At 36.3% G+C, this 24,615-nt stretch carries 23 protein-coding genes; 4 read left to right on the top strand and 19 right to left on the bottom strand.

The features are described from left to right. Positions 1–5 precede the first annotated feature (5 nt). The 3 genes from LIV57_RS14730 to LIV57_RS14740 all read right to left on the bottom strand — a co-directional run bounded on the left by LIV57_RS14730 (position 6) and on the right by LIV57_RS14740 (position 2,568). Entirely contained in the window at positions 6–551 is a 546-nt protein-coding gene (locus tag LIV57_RS14730) for a hypothetical protein (protein WP_227943241.1), read from the bottom strand. Between the two features lie 89 nt (positions 552–640). Then, positions 641–1,333, bottom strand: a complete 693-nt coding sequence (locus LIV57_RS14735; RefSeq protein ID WP_227943243.1) for a hypothetical protein — start codon at positions 1,331–1,333, stop codon at positions 641–643. A 59-nt stretch (positions 1,334–1,392) separates the two neighbouring features. Continuing rightward, complete coding sequence (locus LIV57_RS14740) at positions 1,393–2,568, bottom strand: T9SS C-terminal target domain-containing protein (protein ID WP_227943244.1); 1,176 nt, start codon at positions 2,566–2,568, stop codon at positions 1,393–1,395. Positions 2,569–3,335: 767 nt separating this feature from the next. On the opposite strand from LIV57_RS14740, the gene LIV57_RS14745 reads away from it, so the two are divergent. Further along, positions 3,336–3,764, top strand: a complete 429-nt coding sequence (locus tag LIV57_RS14745) for a CBS domain-containing protein (RefSeq protein ID WP_227943246.1) — start codon at positions 3,336–3,338, stop codon at positions 3,762–3,764. Positions 3,765–4,246: 482 nt separating this feature from the next. Here LIV57_RS14745 and LIV57_RS14750 read toward each other — a convergent pair whose 3' ends face one another. The 12 genes from LIV57_RS14750 to LIV57_RS14805 all read right to left on the bottom strand — a co-directional run bounded on the left by LIV57_RS14750 (position 4,247) and on the right by LIV57_RS14805 (position 15,337). Then, a complete protein-coding gene (locus LIV57_RS14750; protein ID WP_227943247.1) occupies positions 4,247–4,960 on the bottom strand; it encodes an Abi-alpha family protein in 714 nt (237 codons plus the stop codon). Between the two features lie 75 nt (positions 4,961–5,035). Then, entirely contained in the window at positions 5,036–5,443 is a 408-nt protein-coding gene (locus LIV57_RS14755; RefSeq protein WP_227943248.1) for a helix-turn-helix transcriptional regulator, read from the bottom strand. A 90-nt stretch (positions 5,444–5,533) separates the two neighbouring features. Beyond that, positions 5,534–6,418, bottom strand: a complete 885-nt coding sequence (locus tag LIV57_RS14760; RefSeq protein ID WP_227943249.1) for a restriction endonuclease — start codon at positions 6,416–6,418, stop codon at positions 5,534–5,536. A 119-nt stretch (positions 6,419–6,537) separates the two neighbouring features. After that, a complete protein-coding gene (locus LIV57_RS14765) occupies positions 6,538–7,170 on the bottom strand; it encodes a GIY-YIG nuclease family protein (RefSeq protein ID WP_227943250.1) in 633 nt (210 codons plus the stop codon). Between the two features lie 93 nt (positions 7,171–7,263). After that, positions 7,264–8,619, bottom strand: a complete 1,356-nt coding sequence (locus LIV57_RS14770) for a EutP/PduV family microcompartment system protein (protein WP_227943251.1) — start codon at positions 8,617–8,619, stop codon at positions 7,264–7,266. 176 nt (positions 8,620–8,795) lie between these two features. Next, positions 8,796–10,421, bottom strand: coding sequence for a chaperonin GroEL (gene groL / locus LIV57_RS14775; RefSeq protein ID WP_227943252.1), 1,626 nt, complete (start codon positions 10,419–10,421; stop codon positions 8,796–8,798). Between the two features lie 69 nt (positions 10,422–10,490). Next, positions 10,491–10,847, bottom strand: a complete 357-nt coding sequence (locus LIV57_RS14780) for a four helix bundle protein (RefSeq protein ID WP_227943253.1) — start codon at positions 10,845–10,847, stop codon at positions 10,491–10,493. A gap of 55 nt (positions 10,848–10,902) precedes the next feature. Then, positions 10,903–11,181, bottom strand: coding sequence for a co-chaperone GroES (gene groES, locus LIV57_RS14785; protein ID WP_002976538.1), 279 nt, complete (start codon positions 11,179–11,181; stop codon positions 10,903–10,905). A gap of 116 nt (positions 11,182–11,297) precedes the next feature. After that, the gene (locus tag LIV57_RS14790) at positions 11,298–12,089 is read right to left on the bottom strand and encodes a TerC family protein (RefSeq protein WP_227943255.1); all 792 of its coding nucleotides are present in this window, start codon (positions 12,087–12,089) and stop codon (positions 11,298–11,300) included. Continuing rightward, positions 12,076–13,287: a cation:dicarboxylate symporter family transporter gene (locus tag LIV57_RS14795; protein WP_227943257.1), complete on the bottom strand. Its 1,212-nt coding sequence runs from the start codon at positions 13,285–13,287 to the stop codon at positions 12,076–12,078. The genes LIV57_RS14790 and LIV57_RS14795 overlap by 14 nt, the downstream gene beginning before the upstream one ends. 46 nt (positions 13,288–13,333) lie before the next feature. Continuing rightward, positions 13,334–14,620, bottom strand: coding sequence for a CitMHS family transporter (locus tag LIV57_RS14800; RefSeq protein ID WP_227943259.1), 1,287 nt, complete (start codon positions 14,618–14,620; stop codon positions 13,334–13,336). A 24-nt stretch (positions 14,621–14,644) separates the two neighbouring features. After that, on the bottom strand, positions 14,645–15,337 hold the full coding sequence (locus LIV57_RS14805; protein WP_227943261.1) for a DUF2490 domain-containing protein: 693 nt from the start codon (positions 15,335–15,337) through the stop codon (positions 14,645–14,647). 296 nt (positions 15,338–15,633) lie between these two features. Between LIV57_RS14805 and LIV57_RS14810 the strand changes: the two genes are divergently transcribed. Together LIV57_RS14810 and LIV57_RS14815 are read left to right on the top strand one after the other, a co-directional pair. Beyond that, positions 15,634–16,602 carry a sensor histidine kinase gene (locus LIV57_RS14810; RefSeq protein WP_227943262.1) on the top strand — a complete coding sequence of 323 codons (969 nt, stop codon included), beginning with the start codon at positions 15,634–15,636 and terminating at the stop codon, positions 16,600–16,602. Next, entirely contained in the window at positions 16,595–17,293 is a 699-nt protein-coding gene (locus LIV57_RS14815; protein ID WP_227943263.1) for a LytR/AlgR family response regulator transcription factor, read from the top strand. The genes LIV57_RS14810 and LIV57_RS14815 overlap by 8 nt, the downstream gene beginning before the upstream one ends. Positions 17,294–17,348: 55 nt before the next feature. On the opposite strand, the gene LIV57_RS22920 is transcribed toward LIV57_RS14815, so the two are convergent. The 4 genes from LIV57_RS22920 to LIV57_RS14830 all read right to left on the bottom strand — a co-directional run bounded on the left by LIV57_RS22920 (position 17,349) and on the right by LIV57_RS14830 (position 21,191). After that, positions 17,349–17,483, bottom strand: a complete 135-nt coding sequence (locus LIV57_RS22920; protein ID WP_262484577.1) for a hypothetical protein — start codon at positions 17,481–17,483, stop codon at positions 17,349–17,351. Between the two features lie 250 nt (positions 17,484–17,733). Beyond that, a complete protein-coding gene (locus LIV57_RS14820; RefSeq protein WP_167348788.1) occupies positions 17,734–17,871 on the bottom strand; it encodes a hypothetical protein in 138 nt (45 codons plus the stop codon). Between the two features lie 286 nt (positions 17,872–18,157). Continuing rightward, on the bottom strand, positions 18,158–20,545 hold the full coding sequence (locus LIV57_RS14825; protein WP_227943264.1) for a M1 family metallopeptidase: 2,388 nt from the start codon (positions 20,543–20,545) through the stop codon (positions 18,158–18,160). Positions 20,546–20,612: 67 nt separating this feature from the next. Beyond that, entirely contained in the window at positions 20,613–21,191 is a 579-nt protein-coding gene (locus tag LIV57_RS14830; protein ID WP_227943265.1) for a HupE/UreJ family protein, read from the bottom strand. Positions 21,192–21,343: 152 nt separating this feature from the next. Between LIV57_RS14830 and LIV57_RS14835 the strand changes: the two genes are divergently transcribed. Further along, positions 21,344–24,562, top strand: coding sequence for a S8/S53 family peptidase (locus tag LIV57_RS14835; RefSeq protein WP_227943266.1), 3,219 nt, complete (start codon positions 21,344–21,346; stop codon positions 24,560–24,562). The last annotated feature ends 53 nt before the right edge of the window (positions 24,563–24,615 follow it).

Here is a 24,615-nt window from a genome sequence, read left to right on the forward strand (position 1 = left end):
TCAGATCAGGATTTTCCTTCGTTGATATATTCTTGATAATCTTCTTCTAATTTGTTAATTTCCTCTATCAGGAAATCATAAATATTTCCTTCAAATATATCGTAATCTTCCTCGTCATATTTGTCGTACTCCACTTTGATGATGCCGTTGTCGGTATAAGCTCTGTACAGATTTCCGCTGCGTTTGAAAAATAACTGCCCTAAAGGTTTTTCTTTATATTCAAGAGCTTCGGCATGTTTCTCTTCAAAACCCATCCATGAAGGCATTTCTTTATCCTGTGAAAGGCCATATACAAAAAAGGCGTATCCGAATTTCCAGGCCGGAAGAACATCAAATTCTTCGGGTCGTTTCCATACTTCTTCTTTAACTTCAAGAAGCAAGGAGCCAAATGTTGTCAGGAAATCCTTAACATCTTCACTGAACGTAAAACCTGTACTTTCTTCATACTTTGTAATCTGTTCTTTGGTGGCTGGGTTTGCCAGGGAACTCATTGCGAAAAAATCATCATTTAATTTCTTTTTCCTGTCCCAGAAATCTTCTTTTGTTGTCATATTTTTTGTTTGGTTTGTGCCGTCATCATTGATCAGACCGTTATTGAAACAAATATAAGGGAAAGTTGGAGGGATAAAAAATGGAGACTTTATTTTTCACGTTTCAAGTCTAATTTCTGTTTCAATTCTTCAGAAACCAGGTTGTTTTCTATCAGGTAGCGGCTCATTATTTTCAGGAAATATCTGCATTCCTTTAAGTAATCTTTATCAGGTAAAGAATAATCTTTTAAATAAGTGTTTGCTCTGTCGACAAATACTCCGGAGCCTTCAAAATCTTTGCTTATGAATAGTGTTCCAACTAAGGATATATAGGAAACAAATTCATATTCGCCATGATTTCCTTTTAAATAGTGAGAAGGCATCTTTTTGTTCATCTCCTGAAAATAGGATATGATTCCGATGTCTTTCAGGTATTTCTCCTTTTCGATAACAAACCAGTCATCTACTATTTCGCCATCAAAATTCATTTCAAGATCATAATATCCGATGGGCTCCAGGTTTTTAAGATAGATTTCGTTTTCCACACAAAGACTTATTCTTGCCCGGATAACAGGTTCCCGGTATTGCTGTTCAATCAGATATTGGTATCCCTCAAATACAAAAGTAATTTCGTGGCGGGCAAAGCCTCCTGTCAATTCTTCAGGATCTTCTGAGAGTATTTTGTGGAGCGTGTGAAATGCTTCATTTTTGAGATGAAATTTTTCAGCTCTTTCAGTGAGTAATGTCTGAAGTTCCTGAGCGTTCATAGTATGGTTATTAGTTTTCAAATCCTGTAAATCCATCAAAGCTGTTTTAATGGATTATGGTGCTAATGCAAATATTTAATAAATAGCACTTACTATCATCTTACAATTTTAATCTTCTGCAAAACCCCTTTTTCATCTTTAAAGCTAAAGATATAAGTTCCGCGCTGTACTTTGGATAAGTCAATATTTCTGTTATAATAGGCAAAGCCCCTGTTGATCACTTGTCCATCTAAAGAGTAGACGGTAAATTCAAACTGATTGCTGTTATTTTTATTGCTGATGATAAAACCATCTCTGGATGCATTGGTATAGACTCTTGTTGTGGTCTCACGGTCTTCATTGGCTGTATTGGAAGAAAGGACACTTTCAGAAATATCAGCTGCTTGTGTACTTTTAATAGCTGATTTGGTTACTGACGTTGTACTTCCGCCGATGATGTATAATTTATTGTTATAAACTTCCGTTGCAGCGTGTCTTCTGGGAATCATATTGGATGACAGCTGATGGAATTTATTGGTTTTTGTATCGAAATAAGCCAGAAACGTCTGATTATTGTAACCTCCTGCAATGAAAATCTTATCACCGGATACCGCTAATGAATGTCCTGATATCCCGGCTGGCATCGTAATCTGATCGGTCCAGCGATTGGTATTGATGTCGTAGATATTGATCAGGCGGGATGAGGTACCGTTGAAACCGCCAATGACATACAATTTGTCATTCACAATTTTTCCCTTTGCTTCTCTGGCGGTGGGCATATCCGGTAAGGGATGCCAGGTATCTGAAGTAATATCATAATATTGGAATCTGTTGGAAAATGCAGTGGTTGCAGCGCCGTTGAGTCCGCTTCCGCCGAACACATATATTTTCCCGTTATGGATGGCAGAACCTGCATTTCCTGTATACGAACGGTTCACAGCACCCTTTGTTACTTTCAGGGTTTCAAGATCTACAATTTCAAGATGGCTGTTTCCCCAACCGTTAAAAATATACATTTTATTATTATACGTCTCCGAATTAGCAAATTTTTTAGGACTTATAGTTGCATTGAGAACACTCCATTTGTTGTCTGTAATATTGTATTTTTCAATATAATTGGCCATACCTCCGCTTTCCTGATATCCGTTGCTCACATAGATATTATCATCTACAATGACACTGGATAGGGCTCCTCTTCCTGCAGACATATTGGCGAGCGTTTTAAATTGAAGTGTTTGTGCATGGGCGAGCAGTGAGCCCAAAAATGAAAGGAATAATAATTTTGTTTTCAATGGTATGAGGTTTAGTGTGTTTGTTTTATCTGATTTTCTTTATTGAAGTCCGGATTTATTTTTAGTACCGGACTTTGATAGGATAATCATGGTTTAAAGATAGGAAAAAGTTGAAGAGAATTTTAAAATTACTTTATTCAGACAAGCATGAGGTTATTTTTCTAAAAAATGGTCGATTTCAATCACACTTTATATTTCGTCAGGTCTCGCTACCCCCTTACCTAAGGGGATAGAGGGGGTTCATGAAGGGGGTATAGCCCCTTATCCAAGGGGGTAAAGGGACTTATGGAAGGGGGGAGAGGGGCTTTATGAAGTGGTTATAGGGGGTTGCATAAGGGGGTAAAGGCCGTTATGAAGGGGAGATACCTCCTTACCCAAGGGGCTGTAAGGACTTATGGAAGGGGCTGGAGATACTTCATGAAGTGGCTGGAGGACCTGTAATAAAGGCTGAAGGATTTATAGAAGAGGGTAGAGGTGCTTTATTTTTTTCCGCAAAGTCGGGAGACTTTGCGGAGCGGGATACGAAGAACCGATTGTTTTTTTGGGGGTAAAGTCCTGAAAATTATGTATTAAATTTAAAAAAATCTTTAAAAATTCCCCAAAATGAACCCATGATATTTTACATGTCATACAGCAGGGAAAATTGATAAATATCAGCTGCAATGGTATGATGAGGCAGGTGTTTCTTCGCTAACTTTGAGTATGAAAAAGGGATTTAAGGTTCGTTTTTCATTGTAAATCTTCACAATAATCTAAACAAAAATGCTATGAAACAAAGAGTTCCAATTTCCCAAATTATGACTAAAGACCTGATTACACTCAATCTTACACAATCATTGTATGAGGCTGAAAATTTATTTAAAAAAAATAAAATCAGGCATATTCCGGTTGTAGAAAATCAAAAGTTATTAGGCGTATTAAGTTATAGTGATTTATTAAAAATCAGCTATGCGGATGTAGAACAATCGGATGATGCGGAAGATATTCCTGTGTCAGCAGTGGTATACGACGTATTTACTATTTCGCAGGTGATGACAAAAGCTCCTCTCACTGTAAATCCTGAGACCACCATAAAAGAAGTGGCAGAGATTTTATCCGAACACAGTTTTCATTCTGTTCCGGTGGTAGAAAATGGTGACCTAAAAGGTATTGTAACTACTACAGATATTTTAAAGTATTTATTACAGCAGTATTAAATGGCCCAGTATTCACTTTAAATGCCCATTTATACTGAATACCTTACATTTTCCAAATTCAGAGTAATTGGAGATTATATACGTATAAGAAACCCGAAGTCTGGACTTCGGGTTTCTTTGTTTTTTTAGAGGCTGCTGAATATCCCCGTTGCTGCAAGAATCCTTTCGTCGTTTTGATAATTATGACCAATTTTTATTTCTGAATCATGTAATCATTATTCTATCTTTTTCAAATCCATTTCCGAATATAATCTATACTGTATATTTACTGTATTTTCATATACTTTGTCGTATAAAACTTTTGCTTCTTGGTATTTTCCCAATTCATCATAAAGTGCCTCGCTATCCGAAGTCTCCTGACTTTAGATTATTACTTTTTTACGCAAAGTCGGGAGATTTTACGGATCGGATCTCGGAATGCTTCGGATTTATTTTTTATTGGTACAAGTCGAGAGACTTTAAGTAGCGAGAGTATTGGAAATTTAATTTTTTACAATTTCTAAAAACCTTTTTCCTGAATTAGTTAAATACAAGATAGTAACTTTATCTTCAATATTATAAATCCCTGAGTTAGGAGCCATAACATTTGCTAATTCAAATTCTAAAAGAACATTACAAGAATATGTCCATTTATGTAAATTTAATTCATGGTTTTTTAGTACAAAGTGCATAAATCCATCCCTTGGAGAACCCAAATAAGAGCTATAATCTTTTCCCAGATTTTGAATAGTATTTAAGCTTAAAAGTAATTTTGCTTCATTAGAAGTTAAATTAGATAAAATATTAACATATCTCGGATGAAATTCACTTTCACTTATTTGGCTTGCTATGATATTTTTCCACATATTATGTAAAGTATCATCTGTTTCTTTTGATGCTTCTTCAAAAGAATTAATGAAGCTTTTTAGGTGTTTTGGAGTGCAGAGGTCTCCCTGTTTTTTTGCTTTCTCTATTGCATTTTGTAAAGTAAGTGCTCCAATTGCTTTTTCAACTTCAACCATATTATCAAACTTTTGTCTAATATATCTTCCGATTCCACTGGTAGTTTGAGTCAAAGGCGATACAATATCATTGAAGGTACTTATTAAACCTCTTGTTGCTTCAACATAAACTTCTTTCGGAATTGCTTCTGCTGTTTTTCCTAAGCCAATTATATCAACTCCTGAATTTGTATTTCGTGAATTATTACTTTCCATAAATATTAGATGTTTTGCAAATGAAATCCCTCTCTGTCAGTTTAATTATCACACTTTGAAGCGAAGGAGCTGTTATTATTTCTGAATTAATTGCTCCAATTTGGCCATCATTTCATCTTTTTCTTTCAGCATTCTTTCGTACAGCGCAATTTTTTCTTCGTGTAGTTTTAACACTTGTTCAATAGGATTGAAAATAGGATTATCATTTTTCTGATATCCAATACTGTGATCGCCAAAAGTATTGGCAATTACATTTACAGCTTCTTCCTCATCAAAATTCTGGAAAGCTTCCACAGGAATTTTCAATACCTCAGAAATCCTTTTCAGCAAAGGATCTTCAATGGTTTCTTTCTGCTCCAAAAGTGAAATCTTCTTCTGGTTCCAGTCCTCACCAAGATCAAAAGCCAAAGCCTCCTGCTTGATGCCCAACATCTCCCGAAAACGCTTGATATTTCTCCCCTGATGTATTTTTTTGTTTTGCATATTTGTGTACGTTATAGAAACAAATATAAGTAAAAGTTGGGGGATAGGAAATGGGGAAGTGGGGGTATTTTAGATGGTAAGTGTAACCTTTTAAATACTATTCATAGGATTTTCCCAATTGTAACTATATAATTTATTTTTTAAAGCTGATTCAAGTTTATTTCGAATATTTTCTTTGTCAATTTTAGATTCAGTAGTTAACTTTAAAATATCATAAAATCTTTTAGAGTTTATAAGTTCAATAGGCATACCTCTATCATGTGATTTTTTAACTGTTTTACTTGCTCCACTTTGAAAATCTGATGTAGTAACAAAAATACCTTTTGATATACCAGAAAGAAAAAGAGCACCTATTAACTCTCTTATTTGATCAACCTTTATTTTATTCTTGTATCTCTTAACTTGGACACCAATTTGCTTTCCTTCCTTTTCTAGAATGACATCAATTCCTCCATCATTTGAATAACCAGTTACAATTGTATCATATCCGAGATTTTTAAAAACTTGTCCTGTTACATCTTCAAATAATTTTGGGTGTAGACTAAATCTTGCTTCATATTTAGCTAGAAGATATTTTGAAACTTCATTGATGGGAACATCAATATTGTGTAAATCTAATCTTTTCAATAGGCCTGCAGTACCATAGAAAAATTGCCATAGCTGCGATACTTTAGCACTGACAGTCACATCCTTTAATATTCTCCACCAGCCACACTTATTACAGTGATGAAAGTATGCTTCACACGAATACTTAGAAAGATCAAGCTCCCACATTTCTTCATCCATTCCTTCTTCATAACACCAGCTCTTTCCTAATTGATGAAAACTATAAATTTCTTTTAAATTTACATCCCAATAGTCATCTATTAAAAATACTTCTAATTCATTTTGACAAAAAACACATTTTTGCCTATGAGGATTATTATCACCAACTTTTAATGGGCTATCAAAATGATCATATTCAAAGATTGACATAATTATAAATATCTGTAAGTATAAATTTACGGATTATTAAAAAATAAGCTGTTCAAAATATTGAGCGATTGTGGCTTATTTATTAGAGCAACGTTAGAAACTTTTTGGAATTAGATTTATTATAAATATTTTGGATTTACAATGTTCCTGAAATTATTATATTTTTCAATATTAAACAAATATGTTTTCTCTTCTTTTTTATTAATCTGTTTATCTCTGAAATAATTTTCAACAGTTTCTAAGGCTTTATTATATTTACATCTAAAAATTTCTACAGATTCAATAGATTCATCTCCATAATATTCCCCTTCAACTTTATATTTCTGGAGTGCTTTTTGAATATCAATTTCAACCATATTTGCATGATCACATTTAATAGCTTTTATAACAATCCAATCATTAGTATTTCCAACTTTTCTAGAATTTAATTTTCCTATTCTTTTAATTGGATCTTCTGTTGTCATTCCTATTTTAATATAGTTTTTTATAATACTACCAGCTATATAAACATAGCCGGTTGCTTTGGTTCTTTTCATAAAAGCAATGTGTGCAGTATTACAAACTATGCAATGTGAATGTCTATCTCTTACAGTATGACCTGCATTTCCACAAGGTGTAGTATTATAAGCAAATAATATATCATTGATTTTCATTTCATCTTTTATCTCAGAAATACTGAGACCTTTTGCATCCATTATATCACTTTTGTCAATTTTATGGTATTCAATGAACTCTAATAAATTTGTTTTCATAATAATTTTGTATTTAAAGCTTTAGTAACATTTTTAATATAGGTAAATAACTTAGAATATATAAAACTAATACAATCATTGTGTGGTAGTTATTTAAAAATCTTCAAAATTTCCAAATTCATCTCCAAAATCTAGTATAAATGCTTTTTTAGCTAAACTAAGTTCTATTTTAAGGATATTTTTAAATTCTTCTCTGAAGTCTTCGGATTTAAAACTATTATTATCAACATTTACATCTTTTTTCAAGACGCATTGAATATAAGCTTTTATAAAAGGATTTGAAAAGTAATATCTATTTGAGTTTTCATTGAATCTTAGAATTTCAGACCTGATTGGAGAGCAAAATTCATCTATATATTTTTTTAAATTATTTCCTATATATGAAGAATTAATTGTTTGAATAATTTCTTTAATTTCCGAAATTGAGAAGTTTTCTTTGTTTACTTGTATAATTGCATGTAACAAATCAAGAGGATTTTCATTTTTTCTTTTGTGAATTATTTTGGTGGCATGTTCATAAATAATTTTGAATGAATCCGAGTTTTCTTCTAAAAACTCTTCCATTGCCTCATTAAAAGATGTTGATAGTATTTTCTTTCTTATAGCTTGGGATTCTCTAATATTATTAAGTTCACACATAATTAAGCATAAATTATGCGTTACAGCAGGTAAGCCACTTGAATATGTACTTATTCTATTTTTTATTGCATCATCAAAGTCAATGTTTAGGTACTTTTCTCCATTAGAAATGATTCTTTTTAAGTTCGGTATATCCATTAGTGGTACTTCTAATTCTGCAATACGATTTCGCATTTCAGGATCATATTGAACTACCTCACGTGCCGAGTTGACAGCACCTAAAGCTATTATTTTTAATTTTTTATATTCTATAGAAGAATCCATGAAAACTTTCATAATTTGTGCCATTTGAGTTTTCTGACTCTCTTCAATCTTATGAAAATCTTCTATAACCCAACATAATTCCTTCGCTCCTATATATTTTGCTAAATTCTGAGGAGTTATTGGAAGTTCTACAGCTCGTTTTTGAGAAATCTTCGTTTCAGATTTATTCTCATCTTTTAAACCTGCTTTAATTATCCAGAATGATAGATTTAAATCAATACCACCACCATTAGATTTAGTTTTACTTTTCTCTACTGGGTAATAGATATCTAGTTGATTAAATGCATCCAAAATAATATCATTTATTGTCATTCCTGTAATACAATTCGTTTTGATATATTTTAATTCGGATTCTTTCAGTTTGTTAGCTAAGAGAGTCGTTTTACCTACGCCTGAATAGCCATACAATATTATTTGTTTCCCTGGAGTTTTCAAAGCTCTGTCAAGTCTTCTATTTATTTCATTTCTTTCAACAAATGTTATATCTGCGGGTTGACTTGGTGTAAAAATTTCTTCTAACTGATAAACAGTTTTTTTTTCTTTCATAAATCATGGTTATTATTCAAATCTACACAATTCTTTAGACTTTAAACTTTTGTTTATTTCATAATCTAAATTAATTTATTAAAGTATTATTATATTACGGGAAACCATATTCCACAAAAAAAACCGCCCTACAAAAGCAGAGCGGTTAGTATATTAATTGTCTTAGCGACACGCTGTTACATCATTCCTGGCATTCCACTACCCATTGGCATAGCTGGTTCAGCGCTCTTTACTTCAGTGATTACACATTCAGTTGTTAAAAGCATTCCAGATACAGAAGCTGCATTTTCAAGGGCAACTCTTGTTACTTTAGTTGGGTCAATGATTCCTGCTTCAAGCATGTGAACATACTCGTCAGTTTTCGCGTTGTATCCGAAGTCTCCTGATCCTTCTGCTACTTTAGCAACGATTACAGAACCTTCACCACCTGCGTTGGCAACGATTTGTCTTAATGGCTCTTCGATCGCTCTTTTCACGATTTTGATCCCTGTAGTTTCGTCAGCGTTAGATCCTGAAAGATTGTCAAGTGCAGAGATGGCTCTTACTAAAGCAACACCACCACCGGCAACGATACCTTCTTCAACAGCTGCTCTTGTAGCGTGAAGTGCATCATCTACTCTGTCTTTTTTCTCTTTCATTTCTACTTCAGAAGCAGCTCCTACGTAAAGAACAGCAACCCCACCAGCTAACTTAGCTAATCTTTCCTGAAGTTTTTCTCTGTCGTAGTCAGAAGTTGTAGTTTCCATCTGAGCTTTGATCTGAGCTACTCTTCCTTTGATTTTCGCTTCGTCACCACCACCGTTTACAACCGTTGTGTTGTCTTTGTCGATCGTTACTTTCTCAGCAGTTCCAAGCATATCTAAAGAGATGTTTTCCATTGTGAAACCTTGCTCTTCAGAGATCACCTGTCCACCTGTAAGGATCGCGATATCTTCTAACATTGCTTTTCTTCTGTCTCCGAATCCTGGGGCTTTTACAGCAGCAATTTTAAGAGAACCTCTTAATTTGTTTACTACCAAAGTAGCTAAAGCTTCCCCTTCAACTTCTTCAGAGATGATTAATAGAGACTTACCACCTTGTGCAATTGGCTCAAGAACAGGTAACAATTCTTTCATGGAAGAGATTTTCTTCTCTACTAAAAGGATATATGGGTTTTCAAGTTCAGCTAACATTTTCTCAGGATTCGTCACGAAGTAAGGTGACTGGTATCCTCTGTCGAACTGCATACCTTCTACAACATCTACGGTTGTATCAGTACCTTTAGCCTCTTCTACAGTGATTACTCCTTCTTTACCTACTTTTCCGAACGCTTCAGCGATTAGAGAACCGATGGTATCGTCGTTGTTAGCAGAGATAGAAGCAACCTGCTTGATTTTTTCTGAAGAATCTCCAACCTCCTGAGATTGAGATTTAAGGTTTTCAACAACAGCAGTTACCGCTTTGTCGATCCCTCTTTTAAGATCCATAGGGTTAGCACCAGCCGCTACGTTCTTAAGACCTTCTCTTACGATAGCCTGTGCCAATACAGTAGCGGTAGTAGTACCGTCTCCTGCGATATCATTGGTTTTGGAAGCTACTTCTTTTACCATCTGAGCTCCCATGTTTTCTACCTTATCTTCAAGTTCGATTTCTTTTGCTACAGAAACACCATCCTTAGTTACGTGTGGAGCACCGAAAGATTTTTCGATTACTACGTTTCTTCCTTTAGGACCTAAAGTTACTTTTACTGCATTTGCTAATGCATCAACCCCTCTTTTTAGAGCGTCTCTTGATTCAATATCGAATTTTATTTCTTTTGCCATGTTTGTTTAGCTTTTGGCGACTTGCTTTTTGCTTTTAGCTTTTGCAATTCGCGTGTTTAACTTTAATTTTTAATTTCCATTGAGCCTGTTCCACAAAGTGACAAGCTTCTTTTTTAATGTTGTCAACTCTTCCAAAAGATTGTGATAATCATTGTCATGAATGTATCCTAAATCTTTGGCGAGAATTAATTGGTTTTCGGCTTCATTGGATGATCCCAGAGCAATATTGATGAAATTGGCAAATTCTTTATCTGAATTTCTGCCGCTTCCTTCTGAGATATTATATCCAATAGATGCAAATGATCTTCTGATTTGAGAGGTGAGTCCAAAAATTTCCTCTTTTGGAAAACTTCTGGTTGAAGTATAAATTTTCAATGTCAGCTGATGACTTAATTGCCATACTTCAAACTTTTTAAAATCTCTCATACATTAATTTTCATGTAGAAAAAAAGCCATTTGCCAGAAGCCAATAGCAAGAAGCTTACCCGATGATTCCCAATAAATCAGCTTCTCTTACGATCAAATAATCTTTACCTTCCAACTTCAATTCAGAACCTGAATATTTACCATAAAGTACTTTGTCACCTACCTGAACCGTTGTAGGCTCGTCTTTTTTACCAGGACCTACTGCTACTACAGTACCTTCTTGCGGCTTTTCCTTTGCAGTGTCCGGGATAATGATTCCTGAAGCTGTTTTAGTTTCTGCTGCGATTGGCTCTACCAGAACTCTGTCTGCCAATGGTTTAAAGTTTACTGACATAATATATTTAATTTTTTAATTATTTCTGTGTTGTAATTCTCTAAATGTATGCCATGAGACGCTGATGGATGAAATGGCAGATTTTTATTTCCGAATGTGAAAATTTGGCAGAAAAATTATTTTTTGCGGGCCGGAAATCCCAAAAGATAACTGGTTGCTACCGGTACTACAAACAACAGAACGGTAATGGCGGAAACTAAAATTTCCATGGTATGGCTGGCTAAAAACTGAGCGAATACCGTAGCAGGGTAGAAGTGCTCAAATAGTGACAAACTTAGTTTAATTCCTAAAATAGCAATGACAATAAAAGCTGCAGTTTCCAGGAAAGGAAATACCTGCATCAAACGGACAAACCACTGTGCAATAAATCTCATCGCTAAAATTCCAATAAAAACCCCCAATGTAATCAGAAGTAAATTATCTGAAAATGCTACGGCAGCAAAAACATTATCAATAGAAAAGGCAAGATCCATTACTTCTACAATAGCAACCGTTGCCCAGAACTGCCCAAGTAGCCCGATTGAATTTTTATACAGCCAGCTGGATTCTTTGTTGGGGTTTTCCTCAGGATTTTCTTCATCATTTGTGTTTTTTATTTTTTTGACAAACCAGTCAAAGGAAATATAGATCAGGTATAATCCTCCCAGTGGTTTCAGCCACCACACGGAAATGAGTACGGAGGCGAAAATAAGAGCAAGCCCGCGAAATACATAAGCTCCAAGGATTCCGTATTTCAGAGCTTTTTTTCTTTGATTTTCGGGCAGGTCCATGACGATGGTTGCCAATACGGCCGCATTGTCTACGGAGAGAAGGCTTTCGATAAGGATCAGATTGCCGATAATGGCTATCGATTTTGCAGGGTTTTCTAATATGTCATTGAGAAGGTGTGTAAAATCAGGAAACATCATTTTTTAAGGAAATAGAATTTTGATTAAGTTTTGAAATAATGGCAGCGGAAACTGAAATGCCGATGAAATTGGTGACAGATCTGGCTTCGTTCATAAAGCGGTCTACACTGTACAGCAATGCAAGATCTGTGGTGGGAATTTTTCCAAACCTGCTTAGGGTAAACATCAGCGCAAGAAAACCTGATCCCGGTACTCCCGAAGCTGTTTTGGAAGCAATGGAAATCGTGATAAAAAGCCAGAAATAATCCATTGGCGTAAGGGAAATATTGTAAAGCTGAACGAGGAAAATACACGATATTGAAAGATAAATGCAGGCTCCCGCCAGATTAAAATTGTACCCGAGAGGAATAATAAGACGAAGAATTTTCCGGTCATAACCCTGAGATTCCATTTTGTCAAAAATCATGGGGAATGCCATCTTGGAAGAAGAAGTGGCTACTACCAGAATAATTTCTTCTTTAATACTGATTAAAAAATCCCAAAGATTAATTTTAAAGTAAGCCGTTACAATCCCTAATATTCCGAAAATAAAAAATACACTGGTAAGATATACGGTGGCCACAATTTTACTTAAGGGCAGCAAAGTATTGATTCCATATACCGAAATGCCATAAGCGATGTTACAGAAAATGACTATTGGTAGAAACAGGTACACATATTTGATGAGCCTGAAAAACAGATTTCTTCCTGCGTCTAAAGCTTTAAAGATGTTATTTCTCTTCTTCGAAATACCAATCACGACTCCCGCGGATATGGATATGAAAAGAAAAAGCACATAGTTGCTGATATGCAGTGGGTTGTTGGTCGTTGTTAAAAATCTTTCCGGAAGTGCCTTGTGCGAAGAAATAATAATTCCCGTGTTGGCTCCCGGCTTTAAGAGAAGACCGGACCCGATTCCCAATACAATGCTTATGGAAGTGATGATTAAAAAATACAGAACCATCTGGATTACAATTTTAAAAGCATTTTTAGTGCTGAAAATATAGCTTACGCCATAGGTCACCGCAATGAAAATAACAGGAATGATCAACACTTCAAGAAGCATAAAAAAGTAACTGCTTACCTTTTCCAGCTGTTTACCGACTTCCGGAAAATAATAACCCGTTAATGCGCCACAGATAATAGCCGTGAAAACATACAGGGTAAGGTTTCTTAAATAGGAGTCTGTAAATGTTTTTTGCTTAACAGTTTTCATCATTCACTTTTTTATAGATAATAAGATTACGAAATTCAAAGATATAACCTTATATAATACCAAGAATCAATGCACTCAGCAACATGATGACTGATGATCCTAAGGCCCACTTTAATGTATATTTCAAATGATCTGAAAACTCCACACCCGCCAGCGATACCAACAGATAAGTAGACGGAACCAATGGACTGAGAAGGTGAGAACCCTGCCCGATAAGACTTGCTCTTCCCAATATTTCCGGTGAAATTCCCAATTGATGACCGGTAGCAACGATAATAGGCAATATTCCAAAGTAGTAGGCATCATTGGATAGGAAAAAAGTAAACGGTATACTGAATAAGGCTGTCACAATATTCATATAACCGCCCCAGCTCTTAGGAACTATTTCTATCATACTGTTTCCCATTGCCTGCATAATACCCGATCCGTTCAGGATTCCTGTAAAAATTCCGGCTCCAAAGATCATTCCGGCCACTGATAGGGCATTTCCTGCATGTTTGGAAATGATTTTCTGCTGGTCCTTTAATTTGGGATAATTGATGATGGAAGCGATACAGAAAGCAATCATAAAGGCAATCCCTAAAGGAACAATATCAAGAATCATGACTACCAAAAGGGTAATGGTAAGAGCAAGATTGATCAGAATCAGTTTCGGGCGGCGAAGTGCAGGATCTGCTTCACCAATAATATCATTGCTGTTGTAGCGTGTAAATTTACCATGTTTTGCAATTCGTATTTTTTCCCTTCTGCCCAAAATATAGGCAACAAATATAACCCACAGGATACCTATAACCATAATAGGAATCATAGGCACAAATATTTCAGTATGGCCAAGTTTCAGGGAACTCATTACCCTTGCTGTTGGTCCTCCCCAGGGAAGAATATTCATAATCTGCCCGGCAAGCATAATAATACAGGTAAGAATCAGCGGATTCATCCCTTGTTTTTTATACAACGGAAGCATAGCGGCCACGACAATTAAGTAGGTGGATGAGCCATCACCATCCAATGAAACCAATGCTGTAAGAACAGCAGTTCCTATTGTTGTTTTGATGGGATTGTCTCCAACTGCTTTTAAAATTATATTCACTAACGGTTCAAAAAGTCCCGTGTCTATCATTAAACTGAAATAAAGGATCGCAAAGATCAGCATAACACCGGTCAGAGCTATTTCTTTGACACCGTTTTTCATCATGTCTCCCAACTGAGGACCAAAGCCTGCAAAAAGGGCTATAGTTACCGGCACAATGACCAAGGCCGTAAGCGGGGTCATCTTTTTGTTCATGATCAGGATCATGAAGATGAAAATCATTAAAAAACCAAGAAATGTAAGCATAGTTATCTATAAATATTAATGAGGTTATTGTTGTTTCTTTTTTCTCCAGTCAAAACTGTTTCTGAAGCCTATAAATCCGTAATTGCTTGTTTTTCCGGTTTCCATCTGATTGATAAAGGCCAGTTCCAGAGCAGAATTTTTACCCACTTTTATTCCAAGGCCTGCGGTAATACGATTGCTGTCGAAAGGTTCTGCTTTATCCATATTCATTCTTATTTCATTTTTAAGAATACCGTAGAGTTTTTCTTTTTCTCCTTTTTTGTTGAAAGGAATGCGGACAGAGATCAGATACCGGAGTCTTACCTCAAATTCATCGGGGTTGCTGAGAAAACGCTCTTCCACTCTGAGACGGTTGGAGATGGAGGTTCTGCCGATGAAATACTCCGCAGTTACCTGTTGGAAAGGTCTTTTTTCATATCTTATCTTTTTAGAATCGTCGGCATTGTAAGATTCGAGGATCAGAAACATAGCTCCTGCTGCAGGTCTTATATTTTCAGCTACTTCATAATCTACATAAGCATTTACCAGAAAAAGTCTTGTGTCATAAGCCAGATCGAAGGAACGGTACTGGGTAAGTGCAGTTAAAGTACTTTTATCGGTAAGTTTTGCCGACATCAGGTACTGAAACCACATATTGTAATTATCTTTACTCTGGCTATAAAGTCCGTTGAATAAGCATAATGATAAAATAAGGGTTAATTTTATATTGATTTTCATATAATATTGGGTTAATATTGTACTTTTTCAAATATATTTATTAGAAAGAGCGGCTCTGGAATTTTTCAATCAATGACAGTTTTTCTCAACGAACTGCATTTTGAGACAAAAAGATATTTATATTTGAGGCGTTTCAAAATAAGGTATGGACTATGTTTTTAATCATTAATTTTATTTTTATATTATTGATTATCAGGATTTTATTTAGTGGTAAGATTCTGGAAAGCCTTATGAAATACCGTTGGAAATTTTTGTTGAGGTTTCAGCACATTTTTTTCCTTTTTATCTTCATTTTGATGACTTATTTCACCGAAAACTACTTCCTGGACTCAACTCAGTTGGTAATAAGCATTATTTTGAACACCATTTTCAATGTGGGAATTTACTATCTGGTGTACTATTATCTGGTTCCCCGGTTCTATTTGTCCAATAAATACCCGGAGTTTATCCTCTATGCTTTGATCCTCTTTCTGGGGTCCAGTCTTTTCAGAATTCTTTGGGAACCTGCCGTTTTTCAGATGGATTTCAGTGGAAAAGGCTATCACGTCGGGTTTTTGTATAACGTGTACATCTCACAGGGAATCATCATTCTGGTGGGTTCTTTTTTGGGAATTACCAAAGACAAATTTTTAATAGAACAGGATGTGATCAGCCTTGGAGAAGAAAAAGACCAGCTTTATCTTGATTTGCTGAAGTCTAAACTGAACCCTCATTTTTTGCTGAATACCCTCAATAATATCTATGCCAACAGTGTTACCCATTCGGAGAAGACATCGGATTCTATTTTGCAGTTGAGCAAGCTTTTGAAATATATTATTTATGACAGCGGAAAAGAAAAAGTAACCGTTTCTCAGGAATTTTCTTCCCTGAAGGCACTTGCTGCTTTGTATCAGCTTAAATATAATGATCAGCTGGATATTGTCATGGATATTGAAGATCAGGAAGAATTTGAAATTGCTGAAATTCCGTCCGCTATACTTCTTACATTATTTGAAAATGCTTTAAAACATTCAGCAATAGGGGAAGATGCTCACGCTTTTATAAAATTATTCTGTCATATTGAGCGCTTTGAACTGTATTTTGAAATTATAAATTCTGTCGGGAAAGATAGAACTCTTGTCGCTGAATCTGATTATCACGGGTTGGGAAATGAAGCCATTATTCATATATTGGAAAAATTTTATCCTGATCAGTATGAATTTTATTCCGGCCCGAAAGAAAATGATCAGTATAAAATTGCTTTAACAATTATTATCAATGGCTAACCTGACTATCGTTAATGTAGATGATGAATATCCTGCATTACAGCTTGTAAAACAATATTGTGATCAGCTTGAAGGAGTGGATCTGCTGGCTTCATTTCAGAAACCGGAGGAAGCGCTTGCATTTCTGAAGACCCATAAAGCAGATCTGGTTGTTTTTGATATCAATATGCCTGGAATCAATGGAGTAGAGCTTTTGCAGCAGCTTCCTGATCCGCCGTTGTGTATTTTTCTTACCCTGGAAACAAAGTATGCCGTGAAAGCCTTTGAGCTGGATGTCGTTCATTACCTTATCAAGCCTGTGGATTTTGATACCTTTAAAAAAGCAGTCCATAAAGCAAGGGATTTTGTTCAGTTTAAAAGTTCGGCCGGCAGCCGGCAGCAGGAAGACTTTATTATGTTCAAATCCAATTATGTGATGAACAAGGTTTTCCTTAAAGATATTCTGTGGATACAGGGATTCGGTGAATATATTGTTTTGGTGACGCCTTTGAAAAAATATATGATCCTGGAGAGAATGTCCAATTTTGAAGAGAAATTTCAGCATTTGGGATTTATCCGGATCCATAAGTCTTATATTGTATTGTCCGAACATATTAATTCGTATAATTCCAGTCATGTTTTTCTGAAAAATGGTGATGAGCTTCCTTTGGGGAGAACCTATAAAAAGAATATAAAAGAACATTTAAGTTAAAAAAGTAAAGCCGGAAATTTCCGGCTTTATCTTCAATTGTTATCAGGTAACGGGTTTACGGACAATACTGCCCCGGACCGATCCACAGGATACATTGTCCTTTGTAATTGTACTCGCAGCAAAAACGTCCTGCAGCTCCGCCATTGATAGATTTCTGAGCATCTCTGCTTAATACTTTGGCATTTTTCATAGTTAAAAATATTTTGGTTTGTACATCCTGAGCATTTAAAGTCAATCAGGATTTTGACATTTGGTGTAAAAGAAGTACATCAAAGATACTGTTTTTCCTTATAATGTGATATATTTTTGCTGATTATTTTTATAATAAAATTTTGATTATCAGTTATTAATGTTTTTTTATCCGAAATCCGGAGCTTGAGAATATAAAAAGGAAAAGCCGGAAAACTCCGGCTTTATTTTAATTGTTATCAGGTTACAGATTAAGGACAATTTTGTCCCGGTCCGATCCATAAAGTACATTTTCCGTTGTCGTCGCGTTCGCAGCATACGAGTCTGGCAGCAAGCCCGCCATTGATGGTTTTCTGAGCATCTCTGCTTAGTAATTTGGCATTTTTCATAAGTAATATTTTGTTTTTTTGAACCCTGAACATTTATTGTCAATCAGGTTTTTGACATTGATGTTGATATTTGTTCAAATATAAAGCTTTTTAAGTCAGGTTGTTATATTTTTTTATAGACGGAAAACAGGTGTTGGTATTGTATAGAAGTTCAATTGATTCCTGAACTTTTGGATAGGCACATTTAAGCAAAAAAAACACTACTTCATATTAAAAAAAGAATAATTCTTATCATCTTTTAATACGAAGTAGTGCTGTATTTGTTAAAGTTTACAACTTCCTGGTTTTAACTTTTTCCTGCAGCCTGCATTGGATTAACCTTTCCGGTTGAGCCTCCTCTTACATTCCCGCCTTCCTGTTTTTGTTTGAAAAGCTGGAATTTAGAAGTTTCAGTACCTGTTCCGGTGCTGCTCCAGAAATTATTGGTGGTATCAATATCAGCAGTTTCTCTCATGGGATCAAGCTGAATAGATTTCACTTTCTTATCAAAATAATAGGTCTTGGAAACTTTTTGTTCATTCAGCCTCCAGATCTGTGCAGCAGATTTATCATATACTTTTGAACCGTCTTCAAACGTGAACTCAAGAATGATAGGCATTACCAATCCGCCCTTGTTGACAAAATCGATCTGATATCCTGTAATATTTTTGAATTTCTCTTTATCCTTAGCATCTAAAGGAAGACCAGCTTCGGTTTTGATGCTATATTGCTTATTATTATCTACCTTTTCCTGGCCTCTGTCATATTTGTAATAGAAATCCTGAACATCCTTATCGCCGTCTACATAGAATTTAATATTCTTATCTTCTCTGTTTCTGATTTTTGAAAGATCTTCAAAATTGTTGACCAATGGTTTTTCTACCTGATATTTTATTTCAGCAGCAGCTTTAGGATTACTCTCAAGATTAGGAACGGCTACCGTTACTTTATCAATAGCGATATCTACAGGGTCTGTACCGTAAAACCATCCTCTCCAGAACCAGTCCAGGTCTTCACCGCTGGCATCTTCCATGGTACGGAATAAATCTGCAGGTTCAGGGTGTTTGAAAGCCCATCTTTTGGCATACGTTTTAAAAGCTTTGTCGAAAAGCTCTCTTCCCATAATTGTTTCACGAAGAATATTCAATCCTGTAGCAGGTTTTGAATACGCGTTCGGTCCATACTGAACAATATTTTCAGAGTTGCTCATGATAGGCTCCAGCTGATCTTTCGGCAGTTTCATATAATCTACGATGGTCCATGCCGGTCCTCTTTTGGAAGGAAACTTATTATCCCATTTTTCTTCTGTAAGGTATTCTGTAAAGGTGTTCAGACCTTCATCCATCCATGCCCACTGTCTTTCATCAGAATTGATAATCATTGGGAAAAAGTTGTGCCCTACTTCATGAATAATCACCCCAATCATTCCGTTTTTGGTTCCTTCAGAATAGGTTCCGTCCTTTTCGGTTCTTCCGAAGTTGAAACAGATCATCGGATATTCCATTCCGCTGGATGCTTCTACAGATTGGGCTACAGGGTATGGATAAGGAATTGTAAATTCCGAATAGGTTTTAATGGTATGAGCAACCGCTTTTGTGGAAAACTTTCTGTAAAGACCGTAAGATTCCTTTGGATAAAAGCTCATGGCCATTACTTTATTATTGTTTTCAGGAATGGTTACACGCATTCCGTCCCATACAAATTTTCGGGAAGAAGTCCAGGCAAAGTCACGTACATCCTTCGCTTCAAAAACCCATGTTTTTCTTTGTTTTGAATGATTTTTTTCCGCCTTCTTAGCTTCATCCAAAGTTACAATTTCAATAGGTTCAGAAGCATTTTCAGCTTTTCTGTATCTTGACAGCTGATCAGACGTTAATACCTGATCATAATTTTTACACTCTCCGGTTCCGCCAACAATATGATCGGAAGGAACATTCATTGAAACTTTAAAGTCTCCGAAAACCAGCGCAAATTCACCTCTTCCGGTAAACTGGTGGTTCTGCCAGCCCTGGAAATCACTATACACACACATTCTCGGATACCATTGTGCCATGGTATACAGGTCGTTGCCGTCTTCTGGGAAATTTTCATAACCGCCCCGGCCGCCCATTTTGATTCTGTTGGGAATATTATAGTTCCAGTCTACTTTGAAAACGAATTTCTCGCCCTTTTTCAAAACCTTGGGCAGATCAATACGCATCATAGTCTTGTTGACTGTATATTTCAAAGGACTACCCGAAGCATCAGTCACTTTCTCAAGACTTACACCATACCCGTTATCCTTAACAGGAAGTTCCGTTACTTTAAGCTGCTGGTCTGTTGTTGAAGGGTGAAGAACAGATGAAGTATCATACCCGGCATTTCTAATGCTGGAATGTTCATTTTCATCAAGTTGAAGCCAGATATAATCCAGATCATCAGGAGAATTGTTGTAATAAGTCACCGTTTCTGAACCTTTCAGATTTCTTTTATCCTCATCCAGATAAGCGGTGATATTGTAGTCGGCCCTGTTCTGCCAGTATCCGTGACCGGGAGCTCCTGATGCCGTTCTGTAAATGTTGGGTGTTGGCAGAATAGTGCCCAGCTGCTCAAATTTGTTGCCATGATTGCTGCCTGGGTTATTCTGAATATTTTGTGCGGTGAAACCTGTATATGCAAATACAGAAAGTGAAAGTGTAATGACTTTTAGTTTCATAACCGAAATAATTTTTTGATGATCAAATATAGTAATTACCTGTTGAATTAATATGAATATTTAAATTTTAAAAAGGAATTCTTTCCAAAGTCATTTTTAGGGATAAAGCAAATACACCGGAAGAGACAAATAAAATCCAGTCTTTTTTATTCACTTTAAAAAGATTGAGCAGAATGAAAAGGACGATCAAAATAGCAAAAACAATTACAATCTGGCCAAGTTCCAGCCCGATATTGAAGCCAAGCAAAGGTAAGGCTATACTCTGGCTTTTGGCAATCATTACTCTTGCGGTGTTGGCAAATCCCATCCCATGAACAAGGCCGAAGATCAGTGCAAGATAATAATTGGCCCGCATCAGAGTTTGTTTCTGGTTTTTCATGATAATATTATCCAGAGAGGTCAGAACAATGGTTAAAGGAATTAAAAATTCCACCCAGTCAGAAGGAACTCTGAAAATATCCAGAATACTCAGTGCTAATGTAATGGAATGTCCAATGGTGAATGCCGTAACAAGAATCAGAATTTTTTTCCAGTCACTGTAAGAATAAACAGCAATTAAAGCCAGAACAAAAAGCTGATGATCAAGGGCATCCAGTGAAATAATGTGTTCCCATCCAAGGTTTAAATAAAAAAGAAAATCCTGCATTTTGGTTAAAAAAAATTTATATTTTGAATATATTGTTAAAATATGGTTGATTTTATTGTTTGGTTTAATTTTTAAGCTTGATTGTTGTTAATACCTTGGCTTATTGATATGTTGAATAAAAATTGTATAATTGTATTGCTTAAAAATGAATTATGGATATTAAAAAATTATTTTCTACAAATGTAAACATTTCACCCGGAGGAGCGAAGCTTCTCAGAAATGCTGCAGCAGCCTTTTTAGGATTATATTCCTATGCATTTTACGGACAGGTACAAAAACTGGACTCCCGGTTTGATATTTTATTGAAAAATAAGGAAAATATTGCCAATGGAAGATCTGTTAGGGATTTGGAACGTCCTGATATGAAACTTGACAAGCATCTGGTAGTGACTTCAAAGGGAGCACAAACCATGTATTCATGTATTATTTATACCAAGGAACCGGAAAAACTGAAAGCAGACGGTTTTATTATTCAGAGCCAGCTGCCGGCTTTCTCCACAGCTTTGGTTACCATTGAAGATATTGAAAGACTGATGCAGCTTCCTTATGTAACCTCTGTAATGGCGCCGGAATTTGATGAGCTTCATAATGATGTGAGCAGAGCTCAGTCCGGAGCAAGCCTTTTGCAGGATGGAGTTTTCAATAACACCGCTTATAACGGAACAGGTGTTCTGGTAGGAATTTATGACAGCGGAATCGACTGGAAACATCCGGATTTCAGAAAGGCCAATGATCAGACCAAAAGCAGAATTGTTTCCATTTGGGATCAGACATTAACTGCACAGGCGGGAGAAACCGCCCCGGTAGGGTTTTCTACTGGTGTAGAATATACCCGAGCGCAGATTGAAGATGAACTGGACGGAACACCAACAGGTTTTGTTCGTGAAAATGATATTAATGGTCACGGAACCCACGTTTCAGGTACAGCAGCCGGGAATGGTGCAGCCTTTGCCGATAAAAGACATAAGGGATTCTCATCTGATGCAGATATTGTTTTTGTAAAAGGTGGTAACGGGTCTTTTCCCACAACCAATACCATTAATGCTTTAACGTATTTCAAGAACGTAGCAACGGCTCTTAATAAGCCCATTGTCGTTAATATGAGTATCGGTGGTCAGAGTAGTGCCCACGACGGAACCTCCAGCCATGAAGTAGCAGTGAATAGTTTTACCACTTCAGGAGCGGGAAGAGTTGTTGTGATTTCAGCTGGAAACGATTACGGAGCTAATCTTCACAGAAAAGTAGATATTGCAGCCGGTGCGGCACAGACCTATAACTTTACCGTAGCAAGCAACACTTCCGCAGCTTCAGTATTCTCATTCATTATGTATGCCAATGACAATACTCCCGTTACTGCAAAATTAACCACTCCGGACGGACAGCAGTATACACAGAATATCAGTACAAACACCGCTCATACTATATTAGGAGGAGGTCTTACCGCAACCATGTACAACTATTGGAGTAACGACAACAATAAAAGATATGTACAGTTGGTAGTGACCAGAACCTCCGGAACCACCAATGTTCAGGGGAATTATTCATTGGAAATTACCAACAACGGATCCCAGCAGATCACAGCCCACGGCTGGCTGTATAGTCAGGGAGTGCAAACCACCTTACAAAACGGGGATAATGAATATATTGTAGGATCACCGGGGAATGCTTCCAACGCCATCACGGTAGCTTCTTATATGGGAAGAGCCAGTTGGTACAGTGGAGCAAGCGGCTACTTTACACTTACTCCGCAAGAATCTATATCTTCATTCAGTGCACAGGGACCAAGAGTAGATGGTGTCCAGAAACCGGATATTGCAGGCTCAGGACAGAACGTGATTTCTTCCCGATCAGCCGATTCTGCTCCTGGCTCAACAGATATCATTGCCGGAACCAATTATTATGTAAAAAACCAGGGAACAAGTATGTCTTCACCGGGGGTAGCAGGAGCTGTCGGCTTACTGCTTCAGGCCAATCCTTCATTAACAGCAGCCCAGGTGAAAGCACGTCTTACTTCCAATGCAAGAATGGATGGGGCAACAGGAACTGTTCCCAATATGAGATGGGGATATGGGAAATTAGATATTTACAAAGCAGTTACGGATGAATTAGGATGTGTAAAATCTAATTTTGAAACTGTAGGATACGATGAACCTTATATTATCGCCAATACAGAATCAAATTATTACTTTGATAATATTGCCCTGGCAGTAAGATATACGCCGACATTGACAGGAAAACTGGGCGGTTTTTCATTCTTAACAGGTACTTCTCTTCCTTCGGATATTCCGGTTGATATTCAAATCAGAAAAGTGGATGCCAATGGAAACCCCGGAGATATTATAGCGACTAAAACCATTACTTCATGGCTTAATAACGTTCAAAGATTTACCTGGAATTATGTGAACCTTTCAGATCTGAATATTCAAATGGTAACCGGAAAAGAATTTTATATTGTCGTAAACGGACTAGGAGGAAGGATTGCCATGAAAGCTGAAAATGCAGTAGTGAATAACAGATCTAAGACTTCTACAGACGGTACTACCTGGACCTCAAGAACATTTGATCTTAAAATGAGAGCGGTGGTCTACGAAAATGTTGCCGAAGTAAAGAATTTGGCAACTTCCAACCAGACGAAAGCCGGTACGGTGACAAATGGTTACAATTATTTTACAAATTCCTGCCAGCTTATCTCAAGAATAGAAAAAGAAACAGCCAGTACCGTAACAGGAAATGTAACAGCCAAAGTGTGGGTTGATAATGCACAGCCCAACTATGTGGCAAGAAGATATGAAATCAATTCGGATGCAAACACTACCACAGCAACCGGTAAAGTAACCTTATATTTCAAACAGAGTGATTTCGATGCCTATAATCTGAGCAATGCAGTGAAATTGCCTACTTCACCTGCTGATGTTGCAAATAAAGCAAATCTTCTTATCGAAAAATATACAGGAACAAGTACTACAGGTACCGTAGCTTCTTTTGGAGGAACTGCCACAATAATTACCCCAAATATTGCAGATATTATCTGGAATGATACTTACCAATATTGGGAAGTGAGCTTCCAGACAACAGGTTTTGGCGGATATTTTGTAAAAACAGGAACAACATTGGGAACAGCAGATGTTAAAATAAATTCAGAAGTGAACATCACCCCGAATCCTGCAAAAGATTTTGTAAATGTATCGTTAGGCAGATATTCTAAAGGAGCAGTAACTATTTATGATGCTTCAGGAAAATTGGTTAAAACGGTCAATGTAGATAAAAATTCCGGTAAAATTGATGTTTCAGAACTGGTGAGAGGAATGTATCTGTTTACCATTGCATTGGATGATAACACAAAAATTACGAAAAAAGTAATGAAACAATAAATTCATCAATCCATTATAATCAAAAGCAGCGGTTGTATAACTGCTGCTTTTTT

Source organism: Chryseobacterium sp. X308, assembly GCF_020733145.1.
Lineage (GTDB): Bacteria > Bacteroidota > Bacteroidia > Flavobacteriales > Weeksellaceae > Chryseobacterium > Chryseobacterium cupriresistens.